The organism is Plantactinospora sp. CA-290183 (assembly GCF_050936375.1).
GTDB lineage: Bacteria > Actinomycetota > Actinomycetes > Mycobacteriales > Micromonosporaceae > Plantactinospora.
The window spans coordinates 343,747-369,576 of sequence record NZ_JBNJMX010000002.1 but is presented as its reverse complement, the minus strand read 5'-3'; the positions used below and the strand labels follow the sequence as shown (position 1 = coordinate 369,576).

Sequence of the window (25,830 nt, the reverse complement as noted above, 5' to 3'; positions counted from 1 at the left end):
CCCACCGGGACCCGGCCACCGCCGTCATGATCGATATCTCCGGCCGGCCTCGGACGGCGAGGGGCGGCTATTCGTCGCCGCGCCCGGCGTCGTCCGGGTTAGGCGGGAAGGGGAACCCCGGAGTGTCCCCCCCGCCACCGGGCGGGTCACCGCCGTCGCCCGGCGGGCAGGCGCCGGGAATCGCGCACGGGTCGGGGCCGCCCGGTCCACCGGGTCCGCCGGGGCCACCCGGACCGCCGGGTCCGCCGGGACCGCCCTGACCGGGGTCGGTGGGCGGCGGTGCCGGCGGCTCCTCGCCGTTGCCGGCGTCCTTGTCGCCGATCCCCTTGGAGTCCGGCAGCGACTCGACCGCGGCGCCCTTGAGGGCGTCGTTCATGTAGCGCTGCCAAATGTCGCCGGGCAGACCGCTACCGCCGATGTTGTTGCCGTCGTCGTCCTTGATCTCGGGCTTCTTCGAGTCCTTGCTGCCCACCCAGACCGCCGTGGCCAACTGCGGCGTGTAGCCGACCATCCAGGCGTGCGCGTTGAACTCCGTCTTGTTGTATTCCCAGGTGCCGGTCTTGCCGGCCGCGTCCCGACCCTGCAGAGTCGCGCTGTTCTTCTCCGGGATCTTCTTCAGCACCGAGGTGACCTCGTCGGCCACCTCCACCGGGATCACGTTCTTCGGAGCGAGCTTCTCACCGGTGTTGGCAACCCGCTTCCACTTGCCGGTCTCCCGGTCCTGCTGCTCCACCGACAACACGAAGTGGGGCTTGTTGTAGGTGCCCCGGTTGGCCAGCGTCGCCAGCCCGGTGGCGTGGTCGAGCACCGTCACCGGGTACTGGCCGTAGGCGACCACGTTGAAGAACGGTTCCGGGGAGAGGTCCTTCGGGTCCTCTTCGCGCAGGTCGTGGTACTTCGGCGGGTTGTCCCTGGTCTCCCACATGGTGGTGATGCCGGCCCGCTTCGCAACGTCCAGGACCTTGTCCGCGCCGATCTTCTCGGTGACGTGGTAGAAGGGCACGTTGTACGACTGGATCGTCGAGTGCTCCAGCGTGCACCACTTCTTGCAGTCCGCGTTGCGACCCGCGTTCTGCACCTTGATCTCGGTGTCCTTGACCGTGAAGGGCGTGGAGTCCCAGTGGGACTCGAGCGAGATCCCGGCCTCGATCGCCGCCGCCAGGGTGTAGACCTTGAAGCTCGATCCCGGCGGATGGCCACCACTCAGATAGCCGGTGCTGTCCACGTTCTTGCCGGCGTAGTCGTAGTCGGCCCCGCTGTCCCCGCCGTAGTACGCCAGCACCCGGCCGGTCTTCGGGTCGATCGAGACCATCGCCGCCTGGAGGTTCTTGGGCTGGTCGTAGATCTCCGAGCCCTTCTTCCGCTGGGCCGCGGCCTCGGCGGCCGCCTGCATCTTCCAGTTGATGCTGGTCTTGATCTTGTAGCCACCGTCCCGGAGCGCGTCCGAGCAGTTCGGCTTCCCGCCCGGCTGGGTCTCGCCGGTGGTGCAGACGCCCATCTCGGCCAGCTCGGCCTTGACGTAGTTGACCACGTTGCCCTTGGGCGTCTTGACCCCGAACGAGGCGGTGGCGCTGGTCTTCGCCTTGGGCATCGGGTACTTCATCTGGTCCCGCTCCGCCTTCGGCAGCCAGCCCTCCTCGACCATGCCGTCGAGGATGTAGGCCCAGCGGCCCTTGGCGTCCTCCAGGTTGTCCGCCGGGTCGAAGCCCTTGTGCCCGGTCACCTCGTCGGGCACCGGCTGCTTGATCAACGCCGCCAGCACCGCACCCTCGGCCTTCGTCAGGTTCTTCGCCGGCTTGCCGTAGTAGGTCTGTGCGGCGATCTCGATGCCGTACGCGCCACGACCGAAGTAGATGATGTTGAGGTAGTGCTGCATGATCTCGTACTTCTTGAACTTGTCGTTCAGCTTCGACGCGAGCACCGCCTCCTTCACCTTCCGGGTGTAGCTGTCGTCCTGGAGGTTCTCGTAGGCGTTCCGGGCGTACTGCTGGGTGATGGTGGAGGCACCCTGCTTGCTGCCGCCGGTGAAGTTGTTGAAGGCGGCCCGCGCGATGCCGGCGTAGTCGACGCCGTCGTGCTTGTAGAAGTTGCGGTCCTCCGCCGCCGCCACCGCGTGCTGTACGTGCTCCGGGATCTGCTGGATGGTGACGATCTGCCGCTTCTGCTCACCCAGCTCGGCGATCTTGTTCTTGTTGTCGGCCGCGTAGATGGTGGTGGAGAGCGGCACGGGCAGCTCGTTCGGCACCGGGACACTGGTCGAGTACCAGGTCATCGCGACCACGCCGCCACCGATCAACATGATGAACACGGCGAACGCGCCGATGATCATGTTCATCCGCTTGCGCTTCTTCGCCTTGCGCGCCGCCGACGGATCGGGCTCGGGGCGCCGGCCGCGCCGGCCACCCGGACCGTCGGAACCACCCGGCCCGCCCGGACCGCCAGGCCCGCCCGGACCACCGGGACCGGCCGGGGAGACCGGCACCGACGCGCGGCCGACCCGGGCTCGTCCGGCCGCACCGTTGGCACCGGCGCCGCTCACCGAGGCCGCGCCCACGGCCGCCCGGCCGGCCGATGCCCGGCCGCCGTACGCGCCGCCGGAGCCGGGAGCGCCGGAGACCGGTGCTCCGCCGACACCGGCCCGGCCGACCCGGGCCCGCCCGGCCGAGGCCGGGCCGACCGAGGCGGAACCGACCGAGGCCGAGCCCGAGGCAGGGGAGGCGCCGTTCCAGCCACCACCGCCGTCGACGGATGCCGCACCCGGGGCGGGAGCCGCGCCGGTCCAGCCGCCGCCGGCCGGAGCCCGGCCGGGCGGTGTGGCCCGGCCCGCTGGCGCGCGCCCACTGGCGCCCGCCCGGCCCGACGGGGCGTCGGCCCGGCCGTTGGCCGGCCAACCGCCCCGGTCGCCGCCGTTGGCGGACTGCCGGTGGCCGGCCTGTCCGTCCCACGAGGGGCGCTGGTAGGGGTCGTCCACGGGGCCTGCGTCGCCGTCCGCGCCCGGGTACTGGGCCCGACCGCGCGCGGAACTAGGGTCGCCGTACGAGTTCATTCGTCACACCCTGCCGGTCGCGGTGATGGCCACTCGCGCCACCACCGGGTTGCCGTGAGTTGGAACACGCCGCGACCGACGTCGGACTGGCCGACTCGGTCGTGCGGCGGCATCGGAAATAACCGGACTTATCCGATTTGCTGATTTGTACTCGTCCCCACCCGGGCTGAGCGTCCCGGGCGCCGGGAGACGAGTCGCGCTCACCGTCGAGCCTCACGCCTTCGTCTAGACGCGGGCCCGGACGCCAGCGCGGCGGCAGCACCGGTCGGATCACCGGCGACGGCGCTCGCCTCCGCGCCCTCCCCGGTGACGACGCCGTCCCGGCCGAGCAGGAACTGCTCGACGAGATGGTTCCAGTCGCAGCCGCGACACACCTCCACCACGTACACCTGGAACTCACGCAGCGTCATCGCCAACATGGACAGCTCCGCACGGGTGCGGGCCTGGCCGGCGGACTGCTTGAGCTCATCGCCGTAAATGTAGTGGACGAGGGTCAGATTTTCCCGGCGGCAGACCGGACAGAGCGTCTCGGTCGGCTCGCCGTGGAACCGAGCGGCGTTCTTCAGGTACGGGGAGGCGTCACAGACCTCGTACGTGCCGACCCGCCCCGAATGCACCTCACGCAGCAGCGCTCGCTTCTGAAGCGAGTAGTCGACGACCCGGCGCTGCGTACGCATGCGGAGAAGAGTACTGGCTCCGGCCGGGCGAGGCGACCATGGTCACGGAGAGTGATTGAAGGCGTGCCGAGCGGCGGGTTTGCCTCGACGCGCGCCAGGGTCTACGGTGCGATGTATCGGCCCGATACATCGCGCCGGTTACGGCAGTCCTAACGGGGCGTGGAGAGGGGTGCTCAGTGCTTGAGCTCGCCATCCTCGGCCTGCTGCAGGAATCCGCGATGCACGGCTACGAGCTGCGCAAGGAGCTGACCGCCAAGCTCGGGGCGATCCGCGCCGCGATCAGCTACGGCTCGCTCTATCCGACGCTGCGCCGGCTCCAGGCGGCCGGCTGGATCAGCGAGGCGTCCGAGACGCCGGCCACGGCCGAGGAGATCCCGGCCCTGACCAGCCGACGCGGACGGATCGTCTACAAGATCACAGCAGAGGGCAAGGAACGTTTCGCCGAACTGATCGCCCAGACCGGCCCGGAGACCTACGAGGACACCGGGTTCGGCGTTCACTTCGCGTTCTTCGCCCGTACCGACCAGGCGACCCGGCTGCGGATCCTCGAAGGCCGTCGTCGCAAGGTCGAGGAGCGTCGCGAGGGTCTGCGCGACGTGCTGAGCCGGGCGGCCGAACGTCTCGACGCCTACACGCTCGAACTTCAGCGCCACGGCCTGGACGCCTGCGAGCGCGAAGTCCGCTGGCTGGAGGAGCTCATCGCCAACGAGCGCTCCGGCCGGGACCCGTCGGGGTCCACCACCACCCCGGGGGGCGTCCCGGGTTCCCCGGGCGGCACCGCCACGGGGCCAGCACAAGACAACAGCCCGCCTCCGCCTGGGCAGCCCAGGAATGAGCCGGAGCGGCCGTGAACAAGAAGGAGGCAAACGCGATGGGCTCCGTCCGTGTCGCCATCGTCGGTGTGGGTAACTGCGCCTCGTCCCTGGTCCAGGGCGTCGAGTACTACCGCAATGCCGACCCCAACGACCGCGTTCCGGGTCTCATGCACGTTACCTTCGGCGACTACCACGTCTCTGACGTGGAGTTCGTCGCGGCGTTCGACGTGGACGCCAAGAAGGTGGGCATGGACCTCGCCGAGGCGATCGTCGCCAGCGAGAACAACACGATCAAGCTCTGCGACGTGCCGCCGACCGGCGTCACCGTGCAGCGCGGCCCGACCTTCGACGGTCTGGGCCAGTACTACCGCGAGATCGTCCAGGAGTCCGACCGCGAGCCGGTCGACGTCGCGCGGGCACTGCGGGACGCCCGGGTCGACGTGGTCGTGTCGTACCTGCCGGTCGGGTCCGACGAGGCCGACAAGTTCTACGCCCAGGCGGCGATCGACGCGGGCTGCGCCTTTGTCAACGCGCTGCCGGTCTTCATCGCCTCCGACCCGGTCTGGGCGCAGAAGTTCACCGACGCCGGGCTGCCGATCGTCGGCGACGACATCAAGAGCCAGGTCGGCGCCACGATCGTGCACCGGGCGCTGGCCAAGCTCTTCGAGGACCGGGGCGTCGAGCTGCTGCGCACGTACCAGCTCAACTTCGGCGGCAACATGGACTTCATGAACATGTTGGAGCGCACCCGCCTGGTCTCCAAGAAGATCTCCAAGACCCAGTCGGTCACCTCGCAGATCCCGCACGAGATGACCAAGGGCGACGTGCACATCGGCCCGTCCGACCACGTGCCGTGGCTGGACGACCGCAAGTGGGCGTACATCCGGCTGGAGGGCCGCTCCTTCGGCGACGTGCCGCTCAACGCCGAGTTGAAGCTCGAGGTGTGGGACTCGCCCAACTCGGCCGGCGTCATCATCGACGCGGTCCGGGCCGCGAAGATCGCGCTGGACCGGGGGATCGGCGGACCGATCCTCTCCGCGTCGAGCTACTTCATGAAGTCTCCGCCCGAGCAGTACGCCGACCACGACGCCCACCAGGCCGTCGAGGACTTCATCGCCGGCACGATCGAGCGCTGATCGAGGTAGTCGAATGCGGGGTCGGACCGGAAACGGTCCGGCCCCGCGTCGTTCTGTCCGCCGTCGCCGGTGCCGCCACCGGCCGGGCGACCGGGCTCACGTCCAGGCGTGCCGGAGCGCGACCCCGGCCTCCAGTTCGAGCAGGTGGCGCTTGCGGGGCAGGCCGCCGCCGAAGCCGACCAGCTTGCCGCCCGCACCGACGATCCGGTGGCAGGGCACGATGACCGGGATCGGGTTGCGGTTGCAGGCCACCCCCACCGCCCGCGCCGCCCCCGGTTCGCCCACGGCCGCGGCCACCTCGCCGTAGGTGCGGGTCTCGCCGTACGGGATCTTCGACATCTCGGCCCAGACGGCCCGTTCGAACTCCGACCCCCGCAGTACGTGCAGCGGCACGGTGAAGCCGGTCAGCTCGCCGGCGAAGTACGCCCGCAGCTCGGTGAGCGCCGCCGCCAGCTCGGGGAGGTCGGCCTCCGGTACCGCCGACCCGACCGGGCCGAAGCGCACGCCGCAGATGCCCACCTCGTCCACGGCGACGGAGAGCTCGCCGATCGGCGAATCGAGGACGGTCCAGCGCATCCCGCCATTGTCCACCGGAGCACCGACCGCTCCGGCCCCGTAGGGGGCACAACCGGTTGGCAACCCGAATGAGCACCTGCTAACTTTCTTTGGCATGTGCAGGGTTCCGCTATGAGCAGGGCCGCCCCGACCGGTGACGACCTGGTACGGGTGCTGTCCACGTTGGCCAACCCGCACCGGCTGCGGGTCGTCGCGGCGCTGGTCCGGGAGCGCAACTACGTGAGCCGGCTGGCCCGGGAGCTGGGCATCAGCCGGGCACTTCTCCAGGTCCACCTGCGGAAGCTGGAGACGGCCGGCCTGGTGTCGGCGCACCTCGAATTGTCGGAGGACGGGAAGGCAATGAAGTTCTACGAGGTCAACCAGTTCGACATCCGGCTCACGCCGGACGCCGTCGAGGCGGCGGCGCAGACGCTCAGCCTCCCGGAGTCGGGCGAGCGCCACGACGAGGAGGGATCGCGGTCATGAGCGAGCACGACTGGACCGAGGTCATCGGGGCACTCGGCATCTTCGCCCTGCTCATCACGGTGATCACCACCGTGATCGTGCAGCTCTCCCGGAACTGGCGGACCCGGATGGCCGCCGGACGCGACGGGGACTACCGGGCGCTCGCCGAGGCCGCCGTACGCGCCCAGGCGGGCACCGAACACCAGTTGACCGAACTCGCCACCCGGCTGGCCGCCATGGAGACCCGGATGGCCTCGCTGGAACGGGTCCTCAAGGACGTCGAGTAGCGGTCCGGGCCCTGGGCCGCCGAGCGCCAACTCGACGGCCCAGGTGGAAGAAGCACCACCTCGCCCCAGGGCGAGTCTTCAGCGCGACACTCCTTCTCCGAAAGGACAGCACTTGATGCTGTGCGGAAGCAACTCGACCCGGCGGCGTCGCCCGCCCCGGGTCGTCACCTGGACCGCCGCCCTCGTCGCGGCCGTCACCCTGGCCGGCCTCGGCAGCCCCGGTACGGGCGGGGCCGCGCCAGCGGCGGACCGCACCCCACCCCCCGGGCCGGCCCCGACCATCGCCTGGACGCCCTGTCCGGCCGACCCCACCGCCCGGTGCGGCACGCTGTCCGTGCCGGTCGACTGGGACCGGCCGGCCGGGCCGAGGTTCGACCTCGCGCTGGCCCGGCGGACCGCGGCCGACCCCGCCGCCCGGGTCGGCACGCTGGTGTTCGGCCCCGGCGGTCCCGGCGACTCCGGGGTGGGCCGGATCGTGACGGGCATGAGCCGGTTCAGCGCGGAACTGCGCCGCCGGTTCGACATCGTCAGCTTCGACCCGCGCGGTGTCGGCGCCAGCAACCCGGTGCGGTGTTCCACCGAACTGCTCGGCCAGCGCCCTGCGCCGGTACTGACGAGCCAGGCCGACTTCGACGCCACGGTGGCGTACAACCGCCGGCTCTGGGCGGACTGCCGCAGGCACACCGGGCCGGTCTTCGACCACGTCGACACGCTCAGCACCGTGCGGGACCTGGAGGCGATCCGGGCCGCGCTGGGCGAACCGAGGCTGACGTTCCACGGCAGCTCGTACGGGACGCTGCTCGGGGCGCAGTACGCCGAGAAGTTCCCGCACCGGATCCGGGCGATGGTGCTGGAGAGCGTGGTGGACCACAGCCTGGAAACCCGCGCCTTCCTGGACACCCAGACCGCCACCGCGCAGGACTCGTTCGACGAGTTCGTGGCGTGGTGCGACCGTACCGAAAGCTGTGCCCTGCACGGGCGGGACGTCCGCGCGGTCTGGGCCGACCTGCTCGCCCGGGCCGGACGCGGTGAGCTGCCGGACCCGGCGGACCCGGCGAGGAACCTGACGCCGTACGTCCTGAGCGCGGAACGGGCGCACCGCGCGTTCAAGGGACCGGACTGGGCGGAGTTCGCCCGCACCCTGCGCGCACTGCACGCCGGCGGGCCGGATACTCCGGCGGCGCCGGTCGGGAACGCCGAGCCGGAGCCGACGGCCCCGAACGAGCTGGCGATCTTCTGCCAGGACTGGAGCCTGCCGATCCGGGACCACCGCGAGTACGCCGGGCTGCTGCGCCGGATGGCCCGGACCGGCCCGGACGTGCGCTACCCGCGGGCACTCGCCGTGGTCGAGTCCTGCCTCGGCACCCCCGTCCCGGTGGCCAATCCGCAGCACCGCCTCGACGTCGAGACCGACCGGCCGCTGCTGCTGATCAACTCCCGGCACGATCCGGCTGGCGGGTACGAGTGGGCAACGAACGTGGCCCGGCAGCTCGGCCGGCACGGCGTGCTGCTCAGCTACGACGGCGCTGGCCACGGCAGCTACAACAGCGGGCCGTGCATGACCGGGGCGGTCGACCGCTATCTCGTCTCACTGACCCTGCCCGCCCGCGGCGCGACCTGCCCGGCCGTCGAGCCGGCCCCGGACGACGCCGGGTAGTCCCCGGACGACGAGGCGGGCCGGTGGCCCGGCCTGGCCCCGTAGAGCCCGCCGCATGGTCGGGCTCTGCGGGGCCGCCGCATCGGGCGGCGGTCCGGCCGTTCCTCCGCGGGACGGCGCGGCGACGACGTCCGGCGACCGACAGTTACCTGGCTCACATCCTGACCGATCGGCCAGTTCCTGACCGATCGGTCAGGCATGCTCGGGTACGGAGGTGAGGCCGGGATGGCACGGGGCAGGACCCGCGACGAGATCCTGGGCGCGGCGGCCCGGCAGTTCGCCCACGCGGGCTTCAAGGGCACGTCGCTACAGGACATCGCGGTCGAGGTGGGCTGCTCCAAGGCCACTCTGCTCTACCACTTCGACAGCAAGGAAGCGATCCTCCTCGCCCTGATCGCCCCCGCCGCGCGGGAACTGGCCGACCTCGACGCCCGGCTCGGTCCCCTGGACCCCGCCGCCGCCCGGGAAGCCGCCATCGAGGGCTTCATCGACCTGGTGCTCGCGTACCGGCGCGAGGGTGCGCTGATCTACCACGACCTCCAGCTCTTCGAGCACCCGGCGTTCGCGGACCTGCAACCCGTCACCGCCCGGCTGGTCGAGGCCTTCGCCGGCCGGTCCCCCGACCCGGCGGCGCAGATCGCGGCGCAGGTGCTGCTCGCCGGCATCTCCGCGGTTGCCATCGACCACAGCGACGATGGCGATAGCGTGCTCCGGCCGGCCCTCGTCCGGGTGGCCCGGCGCGCGCTCCGGCCCGACGCCTGACCCCTGCTTCCCGCAGCCCGCTCCCCGCACCCCTGCGGCGGAGCCCTCTCGACAAAGACAGCGCCCCTCAACAAAGACGGCGCCCCGTAACAAAGACGGCTCCCCCCTCGACAAAGGAAGCGACCGACATGGCAACCGTCCTGTACCGGCTCGGTCGGGCCTCGTTCCGGCACCGCAGGCTCGTCGTGGCCCTGTGGCTGGTGGCGCTGGCCGCGCTCGGTGGTGCGGCAGCGGCCTTCATGGGCTCGACCTCAAGCAACTTCTCCATCCCCGGCACCGAGTCGCAGCGCGCGATCGACGCGTTGCAGCGGGAGTTCCCCGAGGCCAGCGGCGCGACCGGCACGATCGTGGTCGCCGTGCCGGAGGGCCAGACGATCGCCGGACCCACCCAGCAGGCCGCGGTGCGCGACCTCGTCCGGGAGGCCGCCACGCTGCCCGGCGCGGTCGGCGCGCTCGACCCGTTCGCGACCGGTTCGGTGTCACCGGACGGGCGGCACGCCCTGATCCAGGTCCAGTTCGCCGAGCAGGCGGACAACATCACCGAGGCGCAGCGCGAGGCGTACGAGCGGAGCGGCGCGGCGGCGACGGACGCCGGCCTGCGGGTGGAGCACGGCGGCGAGGTGATGTCGAGCGTGCCCGAGATCGGCGGCACCGAGGCGATCGGCGTGGTGGTCGCGCTGGTGGTGCTGGTCGTGACCCTGGGCTCGCTGGTCGCGGCGGGGATGACGATGCTCAACGCGCTGATCGGCGTGGGCGCCGGGATGGCCGGGCTGTACGCCCTGAGCAGCACCGTCGAGCTGACCAGTACGGCACCGGTGCTCGCGCTGATGCTCGGCCTGGCGGTCGGGATCGACTACTCCCTCTTCATCACCTCCCGGCACCGGCAACACCTGTTGGAAGGGCTGGAACCCGAGGAGGCGGCCGGCCGGGCCATCGGCACCGCCGGCTCGGCCGTGGTCTTCGCCGGGGTCACCGTCGTGATCGCGCTGGCCGGCCTCACCGTGGTCGACATCCCGTTCCTGACCGTCATGGGTCTGGCCGCCGCCGGCACCGTCGCGGTCGCGGTGGTGGTCGCGGTGACCCTGCTGCCGGCACTGCTCGGCTTCGCCGGTCTGCGCATCCTGCCGCGCCGGCTCCGCACCGGAAACGGCACCCAGCCGAGCACCGCCGCAAGCGGCACCCAGCCGAGCACCGCCGCAAGCGGCACCCAGCCGAGCACCGCCGCAAGCGGCACCCAGCCGAGCAACGCCGCAAGCGGCGACCGGCCGACCAGCACCAGGGGCGGCGCCCACGCACCCAGCGCCGAGGGCTTCGGGTTCCGCTGGGCGAGGACTGTCGTCCGGTTCCGCGTACCGCTGATCCTGGTCGGCCTGCTCGGCCTCGGCGCCCTCGCCATCCCGGCCGCCGACATGCGCGTCGGGCTGCCGGACCACGGCACCAGCCCGGAGGGTACCCCGGCGCGGGAGGCCGCCGACCTGATCAGCACGGGCTTCGGGCCCGGCTTCAACAACCGGCTGGTACTGGTCGTGTCGAGCGACTCGGCCGAGCGGACGTCGGCGGCGGCCCAGGAGGTCACCGGGGCGCTGCGGGGCACCGAGAACCTGCTCGCGGTCGCACCGCCCAGCCTCAGCGGTGACCAGCGGACGGCCCTGCTGGCGGTCATCCCGACCACCGGTCCGACCGACCCGGCGACCGAGGCCCTGGTGCACGACATCCGCGGCAAGGTCGCGAACGTCGACGGCGCGGACGTGGCGCTCACCGGCCAGACCGCGGTCGGCATCGACGTCTCGGAGAAGCTCTCCGCCGCGATGCCGTGGTACCTGCTGCTCGTGGTGGGCCTGTCGGTGCTGCTGCTGATGCTGGTCTTCCGTTCGCTGCTGGTGCCGTTGAAGGCGGCACTGGGCTTCCTGTTGACCGTCGGCGCGACCTTCGGCCTCACCGTGCTGGTGTTCCAGCAGGGACACCTCAGCGAACTGGTCGGGCTGGACACTCCCGGCCCGCTGGTCAGCTTCCTGCCGATCCTGCTGATCGGCATCCTCTTCGGGCTGGCGATGGACTACGAGGTGTTCCTGGTGTCGCGGATGCGGGAGGACTTCGTACACGGCGACACGCCGACGCAGGCCACCATCAACGGCATGGGGCACGGCGCACGGGTGGTCACCGCCGCCGCGCTCATCATGACGTCGGTCTTCGCCGGTTTCATCCTGCTCGACGACCCGGTCATCAAGTCGATGGGCTTCGCGCTCGCCATCGGTGTGGCGATCGACGCGTTCGTCGTCCGGATGACGATCGTGCCGGCCGTCATGTCGCTGCTCGGCCGGAGCGCCTGGTGGCTGCCGGGCTGGCTGTCGAAGGCGCTGCCGAACGTGGACATCGAGGGCGAGCGCCTGCGCGAGCACCTCGGCACCGGTACGGAGCCGAAGCGGGTCCCGGCCGGCGTCTGACCGCCGGTCCCCGGCTACGACCGGGTGTGACCGGGCGCCGTGACTCTGGGGCACAACGCGTGCCGCAGAGTCACGGCGCCCGGCGGGATGCGCGCTCGACCGGGCGCCCCGCGCTCCGGCATCACGGCGGGTGACGGAGGCCACAGCCCGGATCGCGGCGACGGGAGGCAAACTTTCCGGACCACCCGGCGTCGGTACAACGGGAGGTGGGCCGTGGGACGTGAGTCCGAACGGGAGTTCACCGCGTTTGTCCACGAGCGTGGTGACGTGCTGTTACGCGTCGCGTACGCGCTCGCCGGAGACCGGTACGCCGCCGAGGACCTGCTGCAGAACGCGCTGGCCAAGGCGTACGCGCGGTGGCCCCGGATCCGGGGCGACGCGGAGCCGTACATCCGGCGCATCCTCTACCACGACCAGGTCTCCACCTGGCGACGGCGCGGCCGGCGTCCCGAGGTGCCCACGGCGGAGGTGCCGGAGCCGGACGCCATCGGCTCGCCCCACGACCACGACACCGCGGTACGGCTGCTGCTGCGCGAGGCGCTGCTGATGCTCCCGCCCCGACAGCGGGCCGTACTCGTGCTGCGCTACCTCGAGGACATGAGCGTGGAGCAGACCGCCGAGGCCCTCGGCTGCCGGCCGGGCACGGTGGCCAGCCAGGCGTCCCGGGCCCTGGCCAAGCTGCGCGAGCTGGTGCCGGAGTTCGACGACATGACCCACCGTGAGAGGGCGGTCCGGTGAGTGCGAGGAGTGAGCCGGGGTTGCGAGCCCCGCAGTCACGAACCACCGGCAACCCCGCGAGTGCGACCAGTGAGCCGGGCCTGCGAGCCCCGCAGCCACGAAACGGAGGTGGGACCCGATGACCCGCGACGCGGACCGCCTGTTGCGGCAGGCCGTACACGATCTGGCCGCCGAGGCGCGGCCCAGCACCGACCTGGCGGCCGTCGCCGTCCGGCAGGGGCGGCGGATCCGGATGCGGCGCCGGGCCGGCGGCGTGGCCACCGCACTGCTCGCGGTCGCGGTGATCGCGGCCCCCTTCGTCTGGCTCCGGCCCGGCGCGGACCCGAGGCCGGTGGCGGAGCCGCCACCCGCCCAGGTCGGCGCCGCACCCCGGCCGACGCCGACCCCGACGCTCTGGCAACCGGGCGCCGAGCCCCGGCCGACGGCGGACTGGCTCGCGGCCCCGCTGGCCCTGCCCGCCGGCTGGACCGTCATCGGCGCCACCACCACCGGCAAGTCCGGCCGCGGTTACCTCCTCGACGGGGCCGATGGGCGCTACCTGGAGACCACCGGCAAGTACGACGAGGTGTGGGCCTCGCCGACCGGTGACCTCGCGGCGGTGCGCGCGTACAACCGCCCGAACGAGACAGGGCTGCTGGAGGTGCCGGGCGGAACGGTGCGTTGGGCCCGTACCGGGCCGCAGACCCTCCCTCCGCAGTGGTCACCGGACGGCTCCCGGCTGCTGCTGACCCTGGTGGACAGGGAGCGCGGCGCCGTCATCTCGTTCGGCATCCTCGACCGCGACCTGCGCTTCCGGCACTACGCGGTGAAGACGAGCACCCCGGCCTGCCCCGATTCCTGCCGGTTCACCTGGTTGCCGAACGGCAAGGAGGTCGCCCTGCCGCAGCCGGACCTGACCGCCGGGCGGCCGGAGGACGCACCGCCGCCGCACAGTGGGTTGCAGGTCTTCGCTGTGGGCAGCCCGGCGCCGAACAGGACCGTGCCGGCCCGGGGCACCGTCTCCGGCCCCGCCGCCTGGTCGCCGAACGGCCGGTTCGTGGTGGTGGACGGGGAACAGACCCCGCAGCTCGTCGACGTCGCCACCGGCAGCGTGCTGCGGGAGCTGCCCAGCGCCGACGTCCACTGGGTGGACGACGCCCGGCTGCTCTACCTCGAACCCGGTCGACCCCTCGCCCCGGCCACCCCCGGCACCGCCGCACCCGAGCGCACCCTCGACGCCGTCCTCGTCGACCTGCGCGGCACCGAACTGGAACGTCGTCCGCTGCCCGAGGAACTCGGGGCGATCCCGAACATCACGCTCGGCCCCCTGCCGAAGGGCTGGTGAAGGCTCGCCGATCCGCCGCCGGCCCGGTGGGCTTGCCGGGGCCGGTTACCTTGCAAGTCGTGGCAACGGGGACCCTGGTCTTTCTCATCATCGGCGCCGCCGGCGTCGCGGTGCTGGTGCTCGCGTTGCTCGGCACCGAACTCGTCAGCGTCGGCGACGCCGGATTCGAGGGGCCGGTGGGCCTGGAGGCGATCGCCGGATTCGCCGGCGTCCTCGGTTTCGGCGGCGCCATCGCCTGCGAGCTGCTCGACGCGCGGACTCCCGGTGCGCTGGCCGCGGCCGGTGGCCTCGGCGCGGCCGCCGCGCTGCCGGCCGGCTGGTTCGCGTCCCGGCTGAGCCGGGCCGCCCGCACCATGCGCACCGACGCCACCCCCACCCGCAACGACCTGGTCGGCTCCCTCGGGGTGGTGGTCACCCCGATCCCGGCCGCCGGCTACGGCGAGGTGCGGGTGACCGTCGGCGGCCACCCGGTCAAGCTCAACGCCAAGGCGGAACGGGCCGTCGGGCTGGGCGCCCAGATCTTCGTCGTCGAGGCGCTCAGCGAAACCAGCGTGCTGGTCGAGACGTACTGACCCGCGCAGTCCACTTCGGCACCACTGGCCAACTCTCACCCGGAACGGACCTGCCATGCTGATCCTCGTCGCCATCGGCGGAGCGGTACTGCTCGCTCTCATCCTCGTCATGTTCGTGCTCTCCCGGATCAAGGTCGCCGGGCCGAACGAGGCCTTCATCGTGACCGGCCGCAAGGGCCGTACCACCCAGACCGCCGAGGGCATCCGCTCCACGGACATGTCCGGGCAGAAGGTGGTGCTCGGTGCCTCCGTCTTCGTCCTGCCGGTGGTGCAGAAGTTGCAGTCGCTCGACCTGTCGAGCCGGCGCATCGACGTCAGCATCAAGGGGGCGGTGAGCAAGCAGGGCATCCGGGCCGAGCTGCACGGCGTGGCGATCGTCAAGGTCGGCGGCACCGAGGACGCGATCCGGGCGGCGGCCCAGCGGTTCCTGCACCAGCAGGACGAGATCGACAGCTTCACCCGGGAGGTGCTGGCCGGCGCGCTGCGCTCGATCGTCGGCCGGCTGACCATCGAGGAGATCATCCGGGACCGCGCCGCGTTCGCCAGCGCGGTGGCCGAGGAGGCCGAGCACTCGATGACCAACCAGGGTCTGGTGCTCGACACCTTCCAGTTGCAGGACATCCTGGCCGAGGGCTCGTACCTGCAGGATCTGGGGCGGCCGGAGGCGGCCCGGGTGCTCAAGGACGCGGCGATCGCCGAGGCCCGCGCCCGGCAGGTCGCCGAGACGGAGCGGCTGCTCGCCGAGGAGGCGATCGCCGAGGCGAACCGGAACCTGTCCCTGAAGCAGGCCGGCATCCAGGCCGAGATCGACGCCGCCAAGGCGAGGTCCGCCGCCGCCGGTCCGCTCGCCCAGGCGGAACGGGACCAGGCCATCCTCTCCGAGCAGCAGAAGGTCGCCGAGCGCAACGCCGAGCTGAAGCAGCGCCAGCTCGACACCGAGGTCCGCAAGCCGGCCGACGCGGCACGGTACAAGGTGGAGCAGGAGGCCGAGGCGGACCGGAACGCGGCGGTGCTGCGCGCCGACGCGCAGCGGCAGGCCACGATCGCCGCCGCACAGGCCGCGGCCGAGCAGGCCCGGCTGACCGGTGAGGGCGAGCGGGCCCGCCGGGCCGCGCTGGCCGAGGCGAACGCGATCGAGGGCGCCAAGGAGGGCGAGGCCGAGCAGCGCCGCCGTACCGCGATCGCCGACGCCGTCGAGCGCGAGGGCCAGGCGGAGGCCGCGGCCATCCTGGCCCGGGGCCAGGCCGAGGCGGAGGCGATGTCGCGCAAGGCCGAGGCTTTCGCGACGTACGGCGAGGCGGCCGTGCTCGACCTGCTGGTGAAGGTGCTGCCGCAGGTGGTCGAGGCGGCGAGCGCGCCGGTGGGTGCGATCGACAAGATCACGGTGATCTCCACCGACGGTGCCTCCTCGCTGACCAAGTCGGTCGCCGCCAACGTGGCCCAGGGCCTGCAACTCGGCACCGACCTGACCGGCGTCGACCTGTCCGGGCTGCTCGCCCGGCTCGGCGCGGTACGCGGCACCGAGGGCGGCCCGGTGGTCGACGGCGCGGTCACCAACGGCGGGAAGTCGGCGGTCGAGCCGAACTGAGCGGCGACCGGGCCCCGGTGCGGCCCGCCACCCGATCCGCTCGGGCGGCGGGCCGCCGTGCTGTCGGGCCCTCGGCGCGGCGGTCCCGTCCTCAGCGCAGCCGGGCGTAGCCGGTGGTGAAGAGCAGGGACTCAACCGTCAGGGTGTCCCCGGCGCAGACGTAGCCGAGCGGCTCGGTCGACGGGGTGAAGTTCCGCCACGGTCCCGCCGTACCGTCTCCGACGCGCAGCCGGACCGTGGCGTGGGAGCGTACGTCGGGCAGTTCGATCCGCTCGGCGGTCAGCCGGTAGCGGTACTCGACCGTGCCCCGCAGCTCCAGTACGACCTCCTGCCCGGCGTGAGCGCTGCGGTAGAAGGTGCCGGTGCGGTAGTCCGTGACGGCCTGGCCCTCGGCGTTCCACGACATGGTGGCGCCGGTGCCGCCGGTGAACTCCAGCCGGCCGGCGTCGGGGACGTCGACCCGCTCGCGGTGGGAGGTGACCGCCCAGCTGCCGGTCAGGCAGGCGGCGCCACCGGTCGGCTCGTCGCGGCGGGAGGCGAGGACGACGACGATCGCGACGACGAGCACCACCAGCGTCGACGCCAGCGCGACCAGCGGGACCAGGAAGGACCGGTTACCCGGCCAACCCGACACCGCCACGACCGTCTCCCCGCCTCACCCCGCGTCCGCTGCCTGCGACGGTAGCGGGCGGTTCGGCGGCTCGACATCCGCCGGGTCGGCCGGGGGACTGCGACGGCCGGCCCCGATGTCGCGCCGGCCGGCGGGCCGCTAACCGCCGATGCCCTGTTCCCGGGCCCAGCGCCGCAGCTCCGCCTCGGCGTCGTCGCGGCTCAGCGGCCCCCGTTCCAGGCGCTGTTCCTTCAGGTGCCGCCAGGCCTCGCCGACGATCGGACCGGGCGGGACGCCGAGCAGTTCCATGATCGCGTTGCCGTCGAGATCGGGTCGGACCCGGGCCAGGTCCTCCTCCGCCTGCAACCGGACGATCCGCTCCTCCAGCGCGTCATAGTCGGCGGACAGCCCCGCCGCCTTGCGCCGGTTGCGGGTGGTGCAGTCGGATCGGGTCAGCTTGTGCAGGCGGGGCAGCAGGTCACCGGCGTCGGTGACGTACCGGCGCACCGCCGAGTCGTTCCACTCGCCGCGCCCGTACCCGTAGAACCGCAGGTGCAGCCGGACCAGCGAGACCACCTGGCCGGTCACGTCCTTCGGATAGCGCAGCGCCTTCATCCGCTGCTTGGTCAGCCGGGCGCCGACCACCTCGTGGTGGTGGAAGCTGACCCGGCCGTCCGGGCCGACCGCCTTGGTCGCCGGCTTGCCCACGTCGTGCATGAGCGCGGCCATCCGCAGGACGAAGTCGGGCCCGTCCTCCTCCATCGAGACGGCGTTGCGCACCACGGTCAGGGTGTGCTCGTAGACGTCCTTGTGCTGGGCGTGCTCGTCGATCTCCAGCTTCAGGCCGGAGAGCTCCGGCAGGAACCGGTCGGCCAAACCGGTGTCGACCAGCAGGCGCAGCCCGGTGATCGGGTCGGCACCGCAGAGCAGCTTGGTGAACTCGTCGCGGATCCGCTCGGCGGTGATCCGGTCCAGGTCGGCGGCCATCGCGGTCATCGCGCTCCGCACCGCCGGCTGCACCTCGAAGCGGAGCTGGGCGGCGAACCGGGCCGCCCGCAGCATCCGCAGCGGGTCGTCGCCGAACGACTCCTGCGGGGTGCCGGGGGTACGGATCACCCGGGCGGCCAGGTCGCCCAGCCCGCCGTACGGGTCGGTGAACCGGTGCTCGGGGACGCTGACCGCCATCGCGTTGACGGTGAAGTCCCGCCGCCGCAGGTCGTCGACGAGGTTGGTGCCGTACTCGACGACGGGGTTCCGGCTGACCTGGTCGTACGACTCGGCGCGGAAGGTGGTGATCTCCAGGCGCAGCCCGTCGCGCTGGGCGCCGATCGTGCCGAACTCCCGTCCGGTCTCCCAGATCGCCTCCGCCCAGCCCTTCAGCACCCGCAGCGTCTGGTCCGGGTGGGCGTCGGTGGCGAAGTCGAGGTCGTCGCCGAGCCGCCCGAGCAGGGCGTCCCGGACCGAACCACCGACCAGGTGCAGCTCGTGGCCCGCGCGGGCGAACCGCCGGCCCAGCTCGTCGGCGACCGGCGAGACCCGGAGCAGCTCGGTGACCGCGTTGCGTTGCGCGGCGGTCAGCCGGGGGTTCGGCGCCTCCTGGGGGGCGTCCGGCGGGCTCGCCCCGGCCCCGGTGGCGGCGTCGGTGAGGTCGGGGGCGGCGAACTCTGCGGACGACGCGGAGCCGGCCGGCCGGGTGGTGGCCGGTGCGGAGTGGGCTGCCGCGTTCGGGGCGGATGTTTCGGACATGGGATCGCCAGCCTATCGGGCCTGCCGAATGCCGGCGCCGCCGGGCACACCGGGGGCTGGGCGGCGGACCGGTCGCCGGTCGGCTCGGCCCGGAACCCGGGTGCCGGACGCCGTCCGACGGCTGGTGCCGGGGTTGACTAAGGTCTGCACCAGTGCGGGTGGGTGCCCTGCCCGCCGTACCCCTTGGGAGGCTGTCATGGCTGGCGGGCTGTATCGCAGCGCGAACGCCACGCCCGACGGCGTCCCGCCGCCCCAGGACGGGGCCATGCTGATCTCGACGTCGCCGATCATCGAGAGCACCAACCCGCCGCCGGACACGGCCGGCGGCAGCGCCGCCGGCAACAGCGCGATCATGGCGATCGGCAGCCTGGTGAGCCGGGGTACGGGCTTCCTGCGCCAGCTGGTCCTGGTCGCCGCGCTCGGCGCGTTCGCGGTGAACGACGCCTACACGACCGCGCAGATCATCCCGGGGATGGTCTACGAGTTCCTGCTCGGCGGCATCCTGACCAGCGTGCTGGTCCCGGTGCTGGTACGCCGCCGCAAGCTGGACGCCGACGACGGCCAGGCGTACGCCCAGCGGCTGCTCACCCTGGCGGTGCTCGCCCTCGGCGTGGCGGTGGCGCTGGCGCTCGCGCTGGCCTCCGTGCTGAGCCGGATCTACGCCGGCGGCCGGGGCGAGGAGTACCGGGAGCTGGTCACCAACCTCTCCTACCTGCTGCTGCCGATCCTCTTCTTCTCCGGGCTGAGCGCGCTGATCGCCGCGGTGCTCAACACCCGGGGGCACTTCGCGGCCCCGATGTGGACGCCGATCCTCAACAACATCGTGGTGATCGCCACCGCCGGGCTCTACATCGCGATCTACGGCGCGGAGGTGATCGACCCGGAGGAGATGGGTCCGGGCCGGATCCTGCTGCTCGGCGGCGGCACCCTGCTCGGCGTCGCGGTCCAGGCGTGCGGCCTGCTGCCGGCGCTGCGCAAGGTCGGCTTCCGGTGGCGGTGGCGGTTCGACTTCCGGGCACTCGGCCTGCGCGAGCTGGGCCGGCTCGGCGGCTGGATGTTCTGCTACGTCGCCGTCAACTCGTTCGGGCTGGTCATCCTCTTCAACCTGCTCAACCAGGTGGACAAGGGTTCGGCCGGTCCGGCCATCTACAACAACGTCTTCCTGCTGCTGATGATGGCGCACGGCATCGTCGCGGTCTCGATCATCACCGCGCTGATGCCCCGGATGAGCGCCGCCGCCGCCGACGGCCGGTTCGGGGACATGGCGACCGACCTGTCCCGGACCGTCCGTACCGTCACGGCCGTGCTCGCCCCGATCGCGGTCTGCTACGCCGTACTCGCCGAGCCGATCGCGGTCAGCCTCTTCGACTACGGCGCGGCGCGGGGCGATGCCGGAGCGATCTCGCCGGTGCTGCTGGTCGCCGCGCTGGCGCTGATCCCGTTCGCGGTCAGCCAGGTCTTCACCTTCGCCTTCTGGGCCCTGCCGGACACCCGGATGCCGGCTCTGATCAACATGCCGGTCGTGGCGATCCGGATCCTGGTCCAGGTAGGCGTCTTCGTCGCCTTCTCCACCTCGTTCCTGGCCTCGGGGATGATGATCGGCAACGCGGTCTCGTACGTCGCGGCGGCCGTGATCTCCGCCTGGCTGCTCCGCCCCCGGATCGGCCGGATCGGGTTCGGCGCGATCATGCGGACCTTCGGCCGGGTGCTCGCGGCGGCGCTCGGCGCGGCCCTGGTCGGGCTGCTCGTCGTGGCGCTGCTGCCCGGTGAGGCCGTCTCGAACCGCTGGCTCGGGTTCGTGGAGGTGGCCGTGGGCGGCGCGGCGATCGGCGGGACGTACCTCGGCCTCGCCATGCTGCTGCGGATCCACGAGATCACCGACGTGGTCGCGATGGTCCGCCGCAAGATCGGCAGATGAGCGCGGCACCCGGCATGCCCGCGCCGTCGGGCGAGCCTGGGGACAGAGCTGTGGATAACTCGCCCGCTCACGGCTCATCGCTGGTCGGCACCTGTGGATAACACGCCGTCAGGATCGACTGACCCACTGTCAGGAAGCCCGTCGTCCGGCGGCGGCGATCGGGCATACTTCGCGCCCCGCCGGGAACGCGCCAGGAGTGCCGCCGATGCGCCGCACGACCAGGACGGTCCGGCCACGACGCTCGGGTCGACCCGCCGACCGGCGCACGGGCCTGTGGCAAACCGGGGAAAACAACCTATAGATTGCTGAAAGCGCGTGCCATCAAGGTGGATGACAGTGGGCGTCCGGGTGCGGTTCCCGACACTTCCGGCAGCCGGTGGACTACGGCCGCAAGATGACGTGTCGGGGATCAGTCAGACCCGGGTAAGGTCGCTCTCGACAGGTGCGGCGAGCGCCTAGGCTAGGAAGAGCCGATGCCCGTCTGAATCCTTCGAAGGCGGAACGGGAAGCCACATGCCCAGCAGTACGGGTCCATCGATCGACACGATCATCGAGGGAGGACGGGTGACCCAGGTCGGCGAAGGTCAGGAGGCGGACGAAGCCGCTCCCTCCGTGATGACCTTCGGTGCGCCCGCCGTCGGTGAGATCCTGGCCGAGCGGTACGAGCTTGCCGAACACATCAACGACGACAGCGCCGGCCGGCAGGTGTGGCGCGGTGTCGACGTGATCCTGCGCCGACCGGTCGCGGTGGTGCTGCGCTACCCCGGCGGTGACTCCGCCAAGGAGATGCTCCAGGCCGCCGTCGCGGCGAGCCGGGTGATCCACCCCAATCTGATCGGCGTCTACGACGCGATCGACGAAGAGGACCGGGCGTACGTCGTCCGGGAGTGGGTCGACGGGCACTCGCTGCGCGAACTCGTCACCGAGGGCGTCCTCGACCCCGCCCGCGCGACCAGCATCGCGCACGCGGTCGCCGGGGCGATCGCCGCGATCCACTCCACCGGGATGGTGCACGGCAACCTCCACCCGGGGACCGTGATGGTCGGCGACGACGGGCGGGTCGTGCTCGCCGACGCCCGCGTCGACGGCGCGGACACCCCCGAGACCGACGTGCGCGCGGTCGGCGGCATCCTCTACTACTCGCTGACCGGGCACTGGCCGCACGCCGAGGCGTCCCTCGCCGGCGGCACCGGCCGCCGGGCCCGCGCGGCCGTCCCCGACGCCGTACGCGACGCGAGCGGCAGCATCGCCGCCCCCCGGCAGGTGCGCGCCGGCGTGCCGGCGTACCTCGACGACCTGACCATGGACCTGCTCGACTCCCAGCTCGCGGTGCCCTCCTCCGACGTGCTCGCCGCGGAGCTGAGCCGGCTGGACGCCGCAGCCGAGGAGCAGTACCTCGACACCGGCCCACTGCGTTTCGCCAGCGGCGACGAGGGCGGCGGCGCCACCGGGGGTGGCGGCCGTCGGATCATGTTCGGGATCGCCGCGCTGGTGGCTGTGGCCCTGGTCGGCCTGCTGATCGGGATCAACGTGCTGGGCGGCGAGGAGCCCGACAACCAGGCCGGTCCGGTACCGAGTCCGGGCGCCAGCACGGCCGGCGCGGACGCCGGGGATCCGGGTCCGCCCCCCGCCAAGCCGCAGAAGGTCGACCTGAAGGGCGACCAGGTCCGGATCGTCGACCCGGACGGCACCCGCTCGGAGGTGGACGGCGCGGAGAAGGTCGTCGACGGCGACCCCAACGAGGCGTGGGAGACCGAGAGCTACCAGCGTGCCTCGAACTTCGGCAACTCCAAGTCCGGCATGGGGGTCCTGATCGACCTCGGCCAGGCCCGGGCGGTCAGCAGCGTGGTGGTGGAGCTCTCCGCCACCGGCGCGTCCGCGGAGTTGCGGGTCGGGCAGCGGGGGGACTACCCGGAGGACAACACCGGCGACAAGCAGCTGATCGCCGACTACAAGCGGCTCGGTGCCCCGTTCGAGGACTACGACGGCACCCGCATGACGTTCAGCAGCATGTTCGAGCCGGACCAGCAGTACCGGTACCTCCTGCTCTGGATCACCGACCTGCCCCGCAGCGACGACGGCCGCTACAAGATCGGCGTACAGGAGATCACGGTCCAGGCGCGGTGACGACCGGGCGGTCGCGGCGCCGGCCACCCGGGTGGGCTATCGTGCGGCCATGACCGGTGCGGTGGGCTCCGACGCGGCCGGCCAGGCCAGCACGTCGGCCGCCCCGAGGCCGCCGGCGGACTCCGGCCGGCCGACCGACGACAGCGTCGACCCCGCTCGCGACGGCACGGGTCCCGCCGGCGACAGCCGGCCGGCCACGGGTGGGGACCCGACCGGCGCCGGCGCCGGCCCCGACCCGGTCGACGCCGCCGGGCCCAGCGACATCGACCTGCTGCACGCGCACGTTGCCGGTGACCCGGAGGCGTTCGCGCAGCTCTTCCGCCGGCACCGGGACCGCCTCTGGGCGGTGGCGCTGCGGACCGTCGCCGACCGGGAGGACGCCGCGGACGCCCTCCAGGACGCCCTGCTCTCCGCACACCGGGCGGCTCCGAGGTTCCGGGGCGAGGCCGCTGTCACCACCTGGCTGCACCGGATCGTGGTCAACGCCTGCCTGGACCGGATCCGCCGACGGCAGGCCCACCCCACCGTGCCGCTGCCCGACAGCACCCGGCCGGGCGACACCGGCCGGTGGGTGGGCGGGGTGGAACCGGCCGCGCCGGTCCCCGACCACGACACCGCGCTCGTCGTACGGCAGGCGCTGGCGCAACTTCCGATCGAACAGCGGGCCGCCCTCGTCCTGGTCGACCTGCAGGGCTATCCGGTCGCCGAGGTCGCCCAGATCCTCGGCGTCGCCGAGGGGACGGTGAAGAGCCGGTGTGCCCGGGGCCGGGCCCGGCTCGCCGTCCTGCTCGGCCACCTCCGGCCGGCCGGCACCGCCCGGGGTACGGGCTCGCGGGTTGGCGTGCCGCCGGTCACCACGGGGAACCTGACGACCGTGGACGGCGTCGGATCGGAGTCGATCCGGGGCGGGACGGACCAGATCGGTCAGCAGCAGATCGGTCGGCAGCAGCTCGGTCAGCACCAGGGTGCCGCCGTACACAGCCAGGACGGCACCGCACAGCGCGAGGGTGACACCGGGCAGCATCAGGGTGGCGCCGGACAGAACCAGGAGGCACGGTGACCGCGGGCCAGTTCAGGGAGGTCGATCTCGACCTGCTGGCCGACTACGTCGGTGGCGCGCTCGACGGCACCCCGGACGCGGCCGAGGTCAGCCGACTCATCGGCGAGGACGAGGCGTGGGCGGAGGCGCACGCGGCCGTGGTCGCCGGAGTGGGCGCGATCCGGTCGAGCCTGACGGCGTGGGCGACGGAACCGGTTCCGATGCCCGCCGACGTGGTCGCCCGACTCAGCTCCGCCCTCGCCTCGGCGCCCCCGGTCGACGCCGGCCAGCGCCGGGGTGGGTCGGCGACCGGCGACGCCGGCCTCAAGAGCATCCCGGAGAGCCCGTCCGGCGACGACGCACCGGACGGGGCGGAGCAGCCGTCGACCGGCGGCGGCTCGACCCCGGACGAACTCGTCGGCGCCCCGGGCGGGTCGGGCACCCCGCACCACCCCCGCCGCCCGGGGCGCCAGCTCACCGCCGTACCGACTCAGTCCGGTGCGCCGACGAGGCCCGGCGGCCGAGGTCCGGGCCGGCGGAGGTGGGCGCGGCGGTTGGCCGGTCCGGTCGCCGTCGCCACCGCGGTCGCCGGCTTCGCCGGGTTCGCGGCCTTCCGCCTGCTGGGCGCCAGCGACTCCGGGGAGCAGGCGGCGACCACCTACGGATCCGCCTCCGACGCGGCCGGAGAGCAGGCCGCGGTCCCGAGTTCCGCGGTGCCGCCGACCGCGCTGGACCCGCTGGCCGAGCGGGTCGGATCCAGCGGCACCGACTACACCCCCAACACGCTGCCCAGCGCCGTCTCGGCGGCGGCGGACCGGGCCTCCGCGCCCGACCGGGCGGCGCCCACCAGCCCGGCCCCGTTGGCGGCCCCGGCGGCGCCCGAGACCTTGGCGAGCCCCGGCACCGACGCGATGCCGCTGGACGGCGGTACCGGGCTGGACCGGTTGCGCGACCGGGACGCGCTCGCCCGCTGCCTCGACATGGTGACGACGGAGCACGCCGACGGACCGATCAAGGTCAACCTCGTCGACTACGCCTCCTACCAGGGCCGGGCCGCGCTGGTGGTGCTCTTCACCGATCGCGCCGGGTCGCGCTGGATCTGGGTGACCGGTCCGGACTGCGGTACGTCGAGTGCCGGTGCGGACACGGTGTATCAGACCCGGGTAGGGTGAAACAACGCCTCACCGGCCCTTTCGTCGGCGGAGTGACGTGACCCACCGGATGCCCGGCTCGGGAATCCCCGGTTCGTACGATGACGTTCAGCCTTGCAGGTGCCGGTGCCCCACCTGGCCGGCGCTCGGATCGCCGTCGGCGCATGGCGCCGGTGGCGCAGAGACCTATATCGGGAGACGGCAGTGGACGAGGTCCGCAACCTGATCATCATCGGCTCCGGGCCGGCCGGGTACACCGCGGCGGTGTACGCCGCCCGGGCCAACCTCAAACCGCTGGTGATCGAGGGCGTGCAGTCCGGCGGTGCCCTGATGACCACCACCGAGGTGGAGAACTTCCCCGGCTTCTCGGACGGGATCATGGGCCCGGAGCTGATGGACTCGATGCGCAAGCAGGCCGAGCGGTTCGGCGCCGAGTTCCTCACCGACGACGCGACCCGGGTCGAGCTGGTCGACACCGGCGTACCCGGCTCCGGCGCGGTGAGCACGGTGTACGTCGGCGAGACCGCGTACCGGGCGAAGGCGGTCATCCTGAGCACCGGTTCCGCCTGGCGCCCGCTGGGCGTGCCGGGTGAGCAGGAGTACCTGGGGCACGGCGTCTCGTCCTGTGCCACCTGTGACGGCTTCTTCTTCCGGGGCCACGACATCGTGGTGGTCGGCGGCGGCGACTCGGCGATGGAGGAGGCGACGTTCCTCACCAAGTTCGCCAGCAGCGTGACGATCGTGCACCGCCGCGACGAGTTCCGGGCCAGCAAGATCATGGCTGACCGGGCGCTGGGCAACGAGAAAATCCGCGTCGAGTGGAACAGCGTGGTCGAGGAGGTGCTCGGCGACGACGGCAAGGTCTCCGGGGTCCGGCTGCGCAACGCGCACACCGGCGAGGCCAAGACGCTCGACGTCAGCGGCGTCTTCGTGGCGATCGGCCACGACCCCCGCAGCGAACTCTTCCGGGGCCAGGTGGAGCTCGACGAGAACGGCTACGTGCGGGTCGAGGCGCCGGGCACCCGGACGAGCATTCCGGGCGTCTTCGCGGCCGGCGACCTCGTTGACCACACGTACCGCCAGGCGATCACCGCGGCAGGCACCGGATGTGCCGCCGCGCTCGACGCCGAACGGTTCCTCGCGACGTTGGAAGAAGACTGAAGAACTGAGCGC

The 25,830-nt window shown here is 72.5% G+C and carries 20 protein-coding genes and 1 pseudogene; 16 read left to right on the top strand and 5 right to left on the bottom strand.

The window, feature by feature from the left end; genetic code table 11:
- Positions 1-67 precede the first annotated feature (67 nt).
- Together ACQEUR_RS06520 and ACQEUR_RS06515 are read right to left on the bottom strand one after the other, a co-directional pair.
- Entirely contained in the window at positions 68-3,046 is a 2,979-nt protein-coding gene (locus ACQEUR_RS06520; protein ID WP_433026849.1) for a transglycosylase domain-containing protein, read from the bottom strand.
- Between the two features lie 200 nt (positions 3,047-3,246).
- Entirely contained in the window at positions 3,247-3,723 is a 477-nt protein-coding gene (locus ACQEUR_RS06515; RefSeq protein ID WP_433026846.1) for a DUF5318 domain-containing protein, read from the bottom strand.
- A 176-nt stretch (positions 3,724-3,899) separates the two neighbouring features.
- Between ACQEUR_RS06515 and ACQEUR_RS06510 the strand changes: the two genes are divergently transcribed.
- A complete protein-coding gene (locus ACQEUR_RS06510) occupies positions 3,900-4,574 on the top strand; it encodes a PadR family transcriptional regulator (protein WP_433026843.1) in 675 nt (224 codons plus the stop codon).
- Between the two features lie 20 nt (positions 4,575-4,594).
- The gene (locus ACQEUR_RS06505; RefSeq protein WP_433026840.1) at positions 4,595-5,674 is read left to right on the top strand and encodes an inositol-3-phosphate synthase; all 1,080 of its coding nucleotides are present in this window, start codon (positions 4,595-4,597) and stop codon (positions 5,672-5,674) included.
- Positions 5,675-5,770: 96 nt separating this feature from the next.
- Here the strand turns inward: ACQEUR_RS06505 and ACQEUR_RS06500 are convergent, their stop codons facing one another.
- Positions 5,771-6,250, bottom strand: coding sequence for a methylated-DNA--[protein]-cysteine S-methyltransferase (locus ACQEUR_RS06500; protein ID WP_433026837.1), 480 nt, complete (start codon positions 6,248-6,250; stop codon positions 5,771-5,773).
- A 111-nt stretch (positions 6,251-6,361) separates the two neighbouring features.
- On the opposite strand from ACQEUR_RS06500, the gene ACQEUR_RS06495 reads away from it, so the two are divergent.
- The 9 genes from ACQEUR_RS06495 to ACQEUR_RS06455 all read left to right on the top strand — a co-directional run bounded on the left by ACQEUR_RS06495 (position 6,362) and on the right by ACQEUR_RS06455 (position 16,066).
- Positions 6,362-6,715, top strand: a complete 354-nt coding sequence (locus tag ACQEUR_RS06495; RefSeq protein ID WP_433026834.1) for an ArsR/SmtB family transcription factor — start codon at positions 6,362-6,364, stop codon at positions 6,713-6,715.
- Entirely contained in the window at positions 6,712-6,981 is a 270-nt protein-coding gene (locus ACQEUR_RS06490; RefSeq protein WP_433026831.1) for a hypothetical protein, read from the top strand. The genes ACQEUR_RS06495 and ACQEUR_RS06490 overlap by 4 nt, the downstream gene beginning before the upstream one ends.
- A 115-nt stretch (positions 6,982-7,096) precedes the next feature.
- Complete coding sequence (locus ACQEUR_RS06485; RefSeq protein ID WP_433026828.1) at positions 7,097-8,638, top strand: alpha/beta hydrolase; 1,542 nt, start codon at positions 7,097-7,099, stop codon at positions 8,636-8,638.
- A gap of 225 nt (positions 8,639-8,863) precedes the next feature.
- Positions 8,864-9,400 carry a TetR/AcrR family transcriptional regulator gene (locus tag ACQEUR_RS06480; protein ID WP_433026825.1) on the top strand — a complete coding sequence of 179 codons (537 nt, stop codon included), beginning with the start codon at positions 8,864-8,866 and terminating at the stop codon, positions 9,398-9,400.
- A gap of 128 nt (positions 9,401-9,528) precedes the next feature.
- Positions 9,529-11,844, top strand: coding sequence for an MMPL family transporter (locus ACQEUR_RS06475; protein ID WP_433026822.1), 2,316 nt, complete (start codon positions 9,529-9,531; stop codon positions 11,842-11,844).
- 213 nt (positions 11,845-12,057) lie between these two features.
- Complete coding sequence (locus ACQEUR_RS06470; protein ID WP_433026819.1) at positions 12,058-12,582, top strand: SigE family RNA polymerase sigma factor; 525 nt, start codon at positions 12,058-12,060, stop codon at positions 12,580-12,582.
- Positions 12,583-12,700: 118 nt separating this feature from the next.
- Positions 12,701-13,906: a hypothetical protein gene (locus ACQEUR_RS06465; RefSeq protein WP_433026816.1), complete on the top strand. Its 1,206-nt coding sequence runs from the start codon at positions 12,701-12,703 to the stop codon at positions 13,904-13,906.
- Positions 13,907-13,956: 50 nt separating this feature from the next.
- Positions 13,957-14,478 (top strand): hypothetical protein, encoded by a 522-nt coding sequence (locus tag ACQEUR_RS06460; protein WP_433026813.1) that lies wholly within the window; start codon positions 13,957-13,959, stop codon positions 14,476-14,478.
- Positions 14,479-14,533: 55 nt separating this feature from the next.
- On the top strand, positions 14,534-16,066 hold the full coding sequence (locus tag ACQEUR_RS06455) for a flotillin family protein (RefSeq protein ID WP_433026810.1): 1,533 nt from the start codon (positions 14,534-14,536) through the stop codon (positions 16,064-16,066).
- A gap of 91 nt (positions 16,067-16,157) precedes the next feature.
- On the opposite strand, the gene ACQEUR_RS06450 is transcribed toward ACQEUR_RS06455, so the two are convergent.
- Positions 16,158-16,706: a hypothetical protein gene (locus ACQEUR_RS06450; RefSeq protein WP_433026807.1), complete on the bottom strand. Its 549-nt coding sequence runs from the start codon at positions 16,704-16,706 to the stop codon at positions 16,158-16,160.
- 129 nt (positions 16,707-16,835) lie between these two features.
- A complete protein-coding gene (locus ACQEUR_RS06445; protein WP_433026804.1) occupies positions 16,836-18,422 on the bottom strand; it encodes a CCA tRNA nucleotidyltransferase in 1,587 nt (528 codons plus the stop codon).
- Between the two features lie 196 nt (positions 18,423-18,618).
- On the opposite strand from ACQEUR_RS06445, the gene murJ reads away from it, so the two are divergent.
- The 5 genes and pseudogenes from murJ (at position 18,619) to trxB (ending at position 25,818) form a co-directional block, all read left to right on the top strand.
- The gene (gene murJ / locus ACQEUR_RS06440; protein ID WP_433026801.1) at positions 18,619-20,340 is read left to right on the top strand and encodes a murein biosynthesis integral membrane protein MurJ; all 1,722 of its coding nucleotides are present in this window, start codon (positions 18,619-18,621) and stop codon (positions 20,338-20,340) included.
- A gap of 513 nt (positions 20,341-20,853) precedes the next feature.
- Positions 20,854-22,467: a protein kinase family protein gene (locus tag ACQEUR_RS06435; RefSeq protein WP_433026798.1), complete on the top strand. Its 1,614-nt coding sequence runs from the start codon at positions 20,854-20,856 to the stop codon at positions 22,465-22,467.
- 262 nt (positions 22,468-22,729) lie between these two features.
- Positions 22,730-23,383 (top strand): annotated as a pseudogene (gene sigM / locus ACQEUR_RS06430) (RNA polymerase sigma factor SigM); the annotation flags it as partial.
- A gap of 140 nt (positions 23,384-23,523) precedes the next feature.
- Positions 23,524-24,678, top strand: a complete 1,155-nt coding sequence (locus ACQEUR_RS06425; protein ID WP_433026795.1) for a hypothetical protein — start codon at positions 23,524-23,526, stop codon at positions 24,676-24,678.
- A gap of 183 nt (positions 24,679-24,861) precedes the next feature.
- A complete protein-coding gene (trxB, locus tag ACQEUR_RS06420; protein WP_433026792.1) occupies positions 24,862-25,818 on the top strand; it encodes a thioredoxin-disulfide reductase in 957 nt (318 codons plus the stop codon).
- Positions 25,819-25,830: the final 12 nt, after the last annotated feature.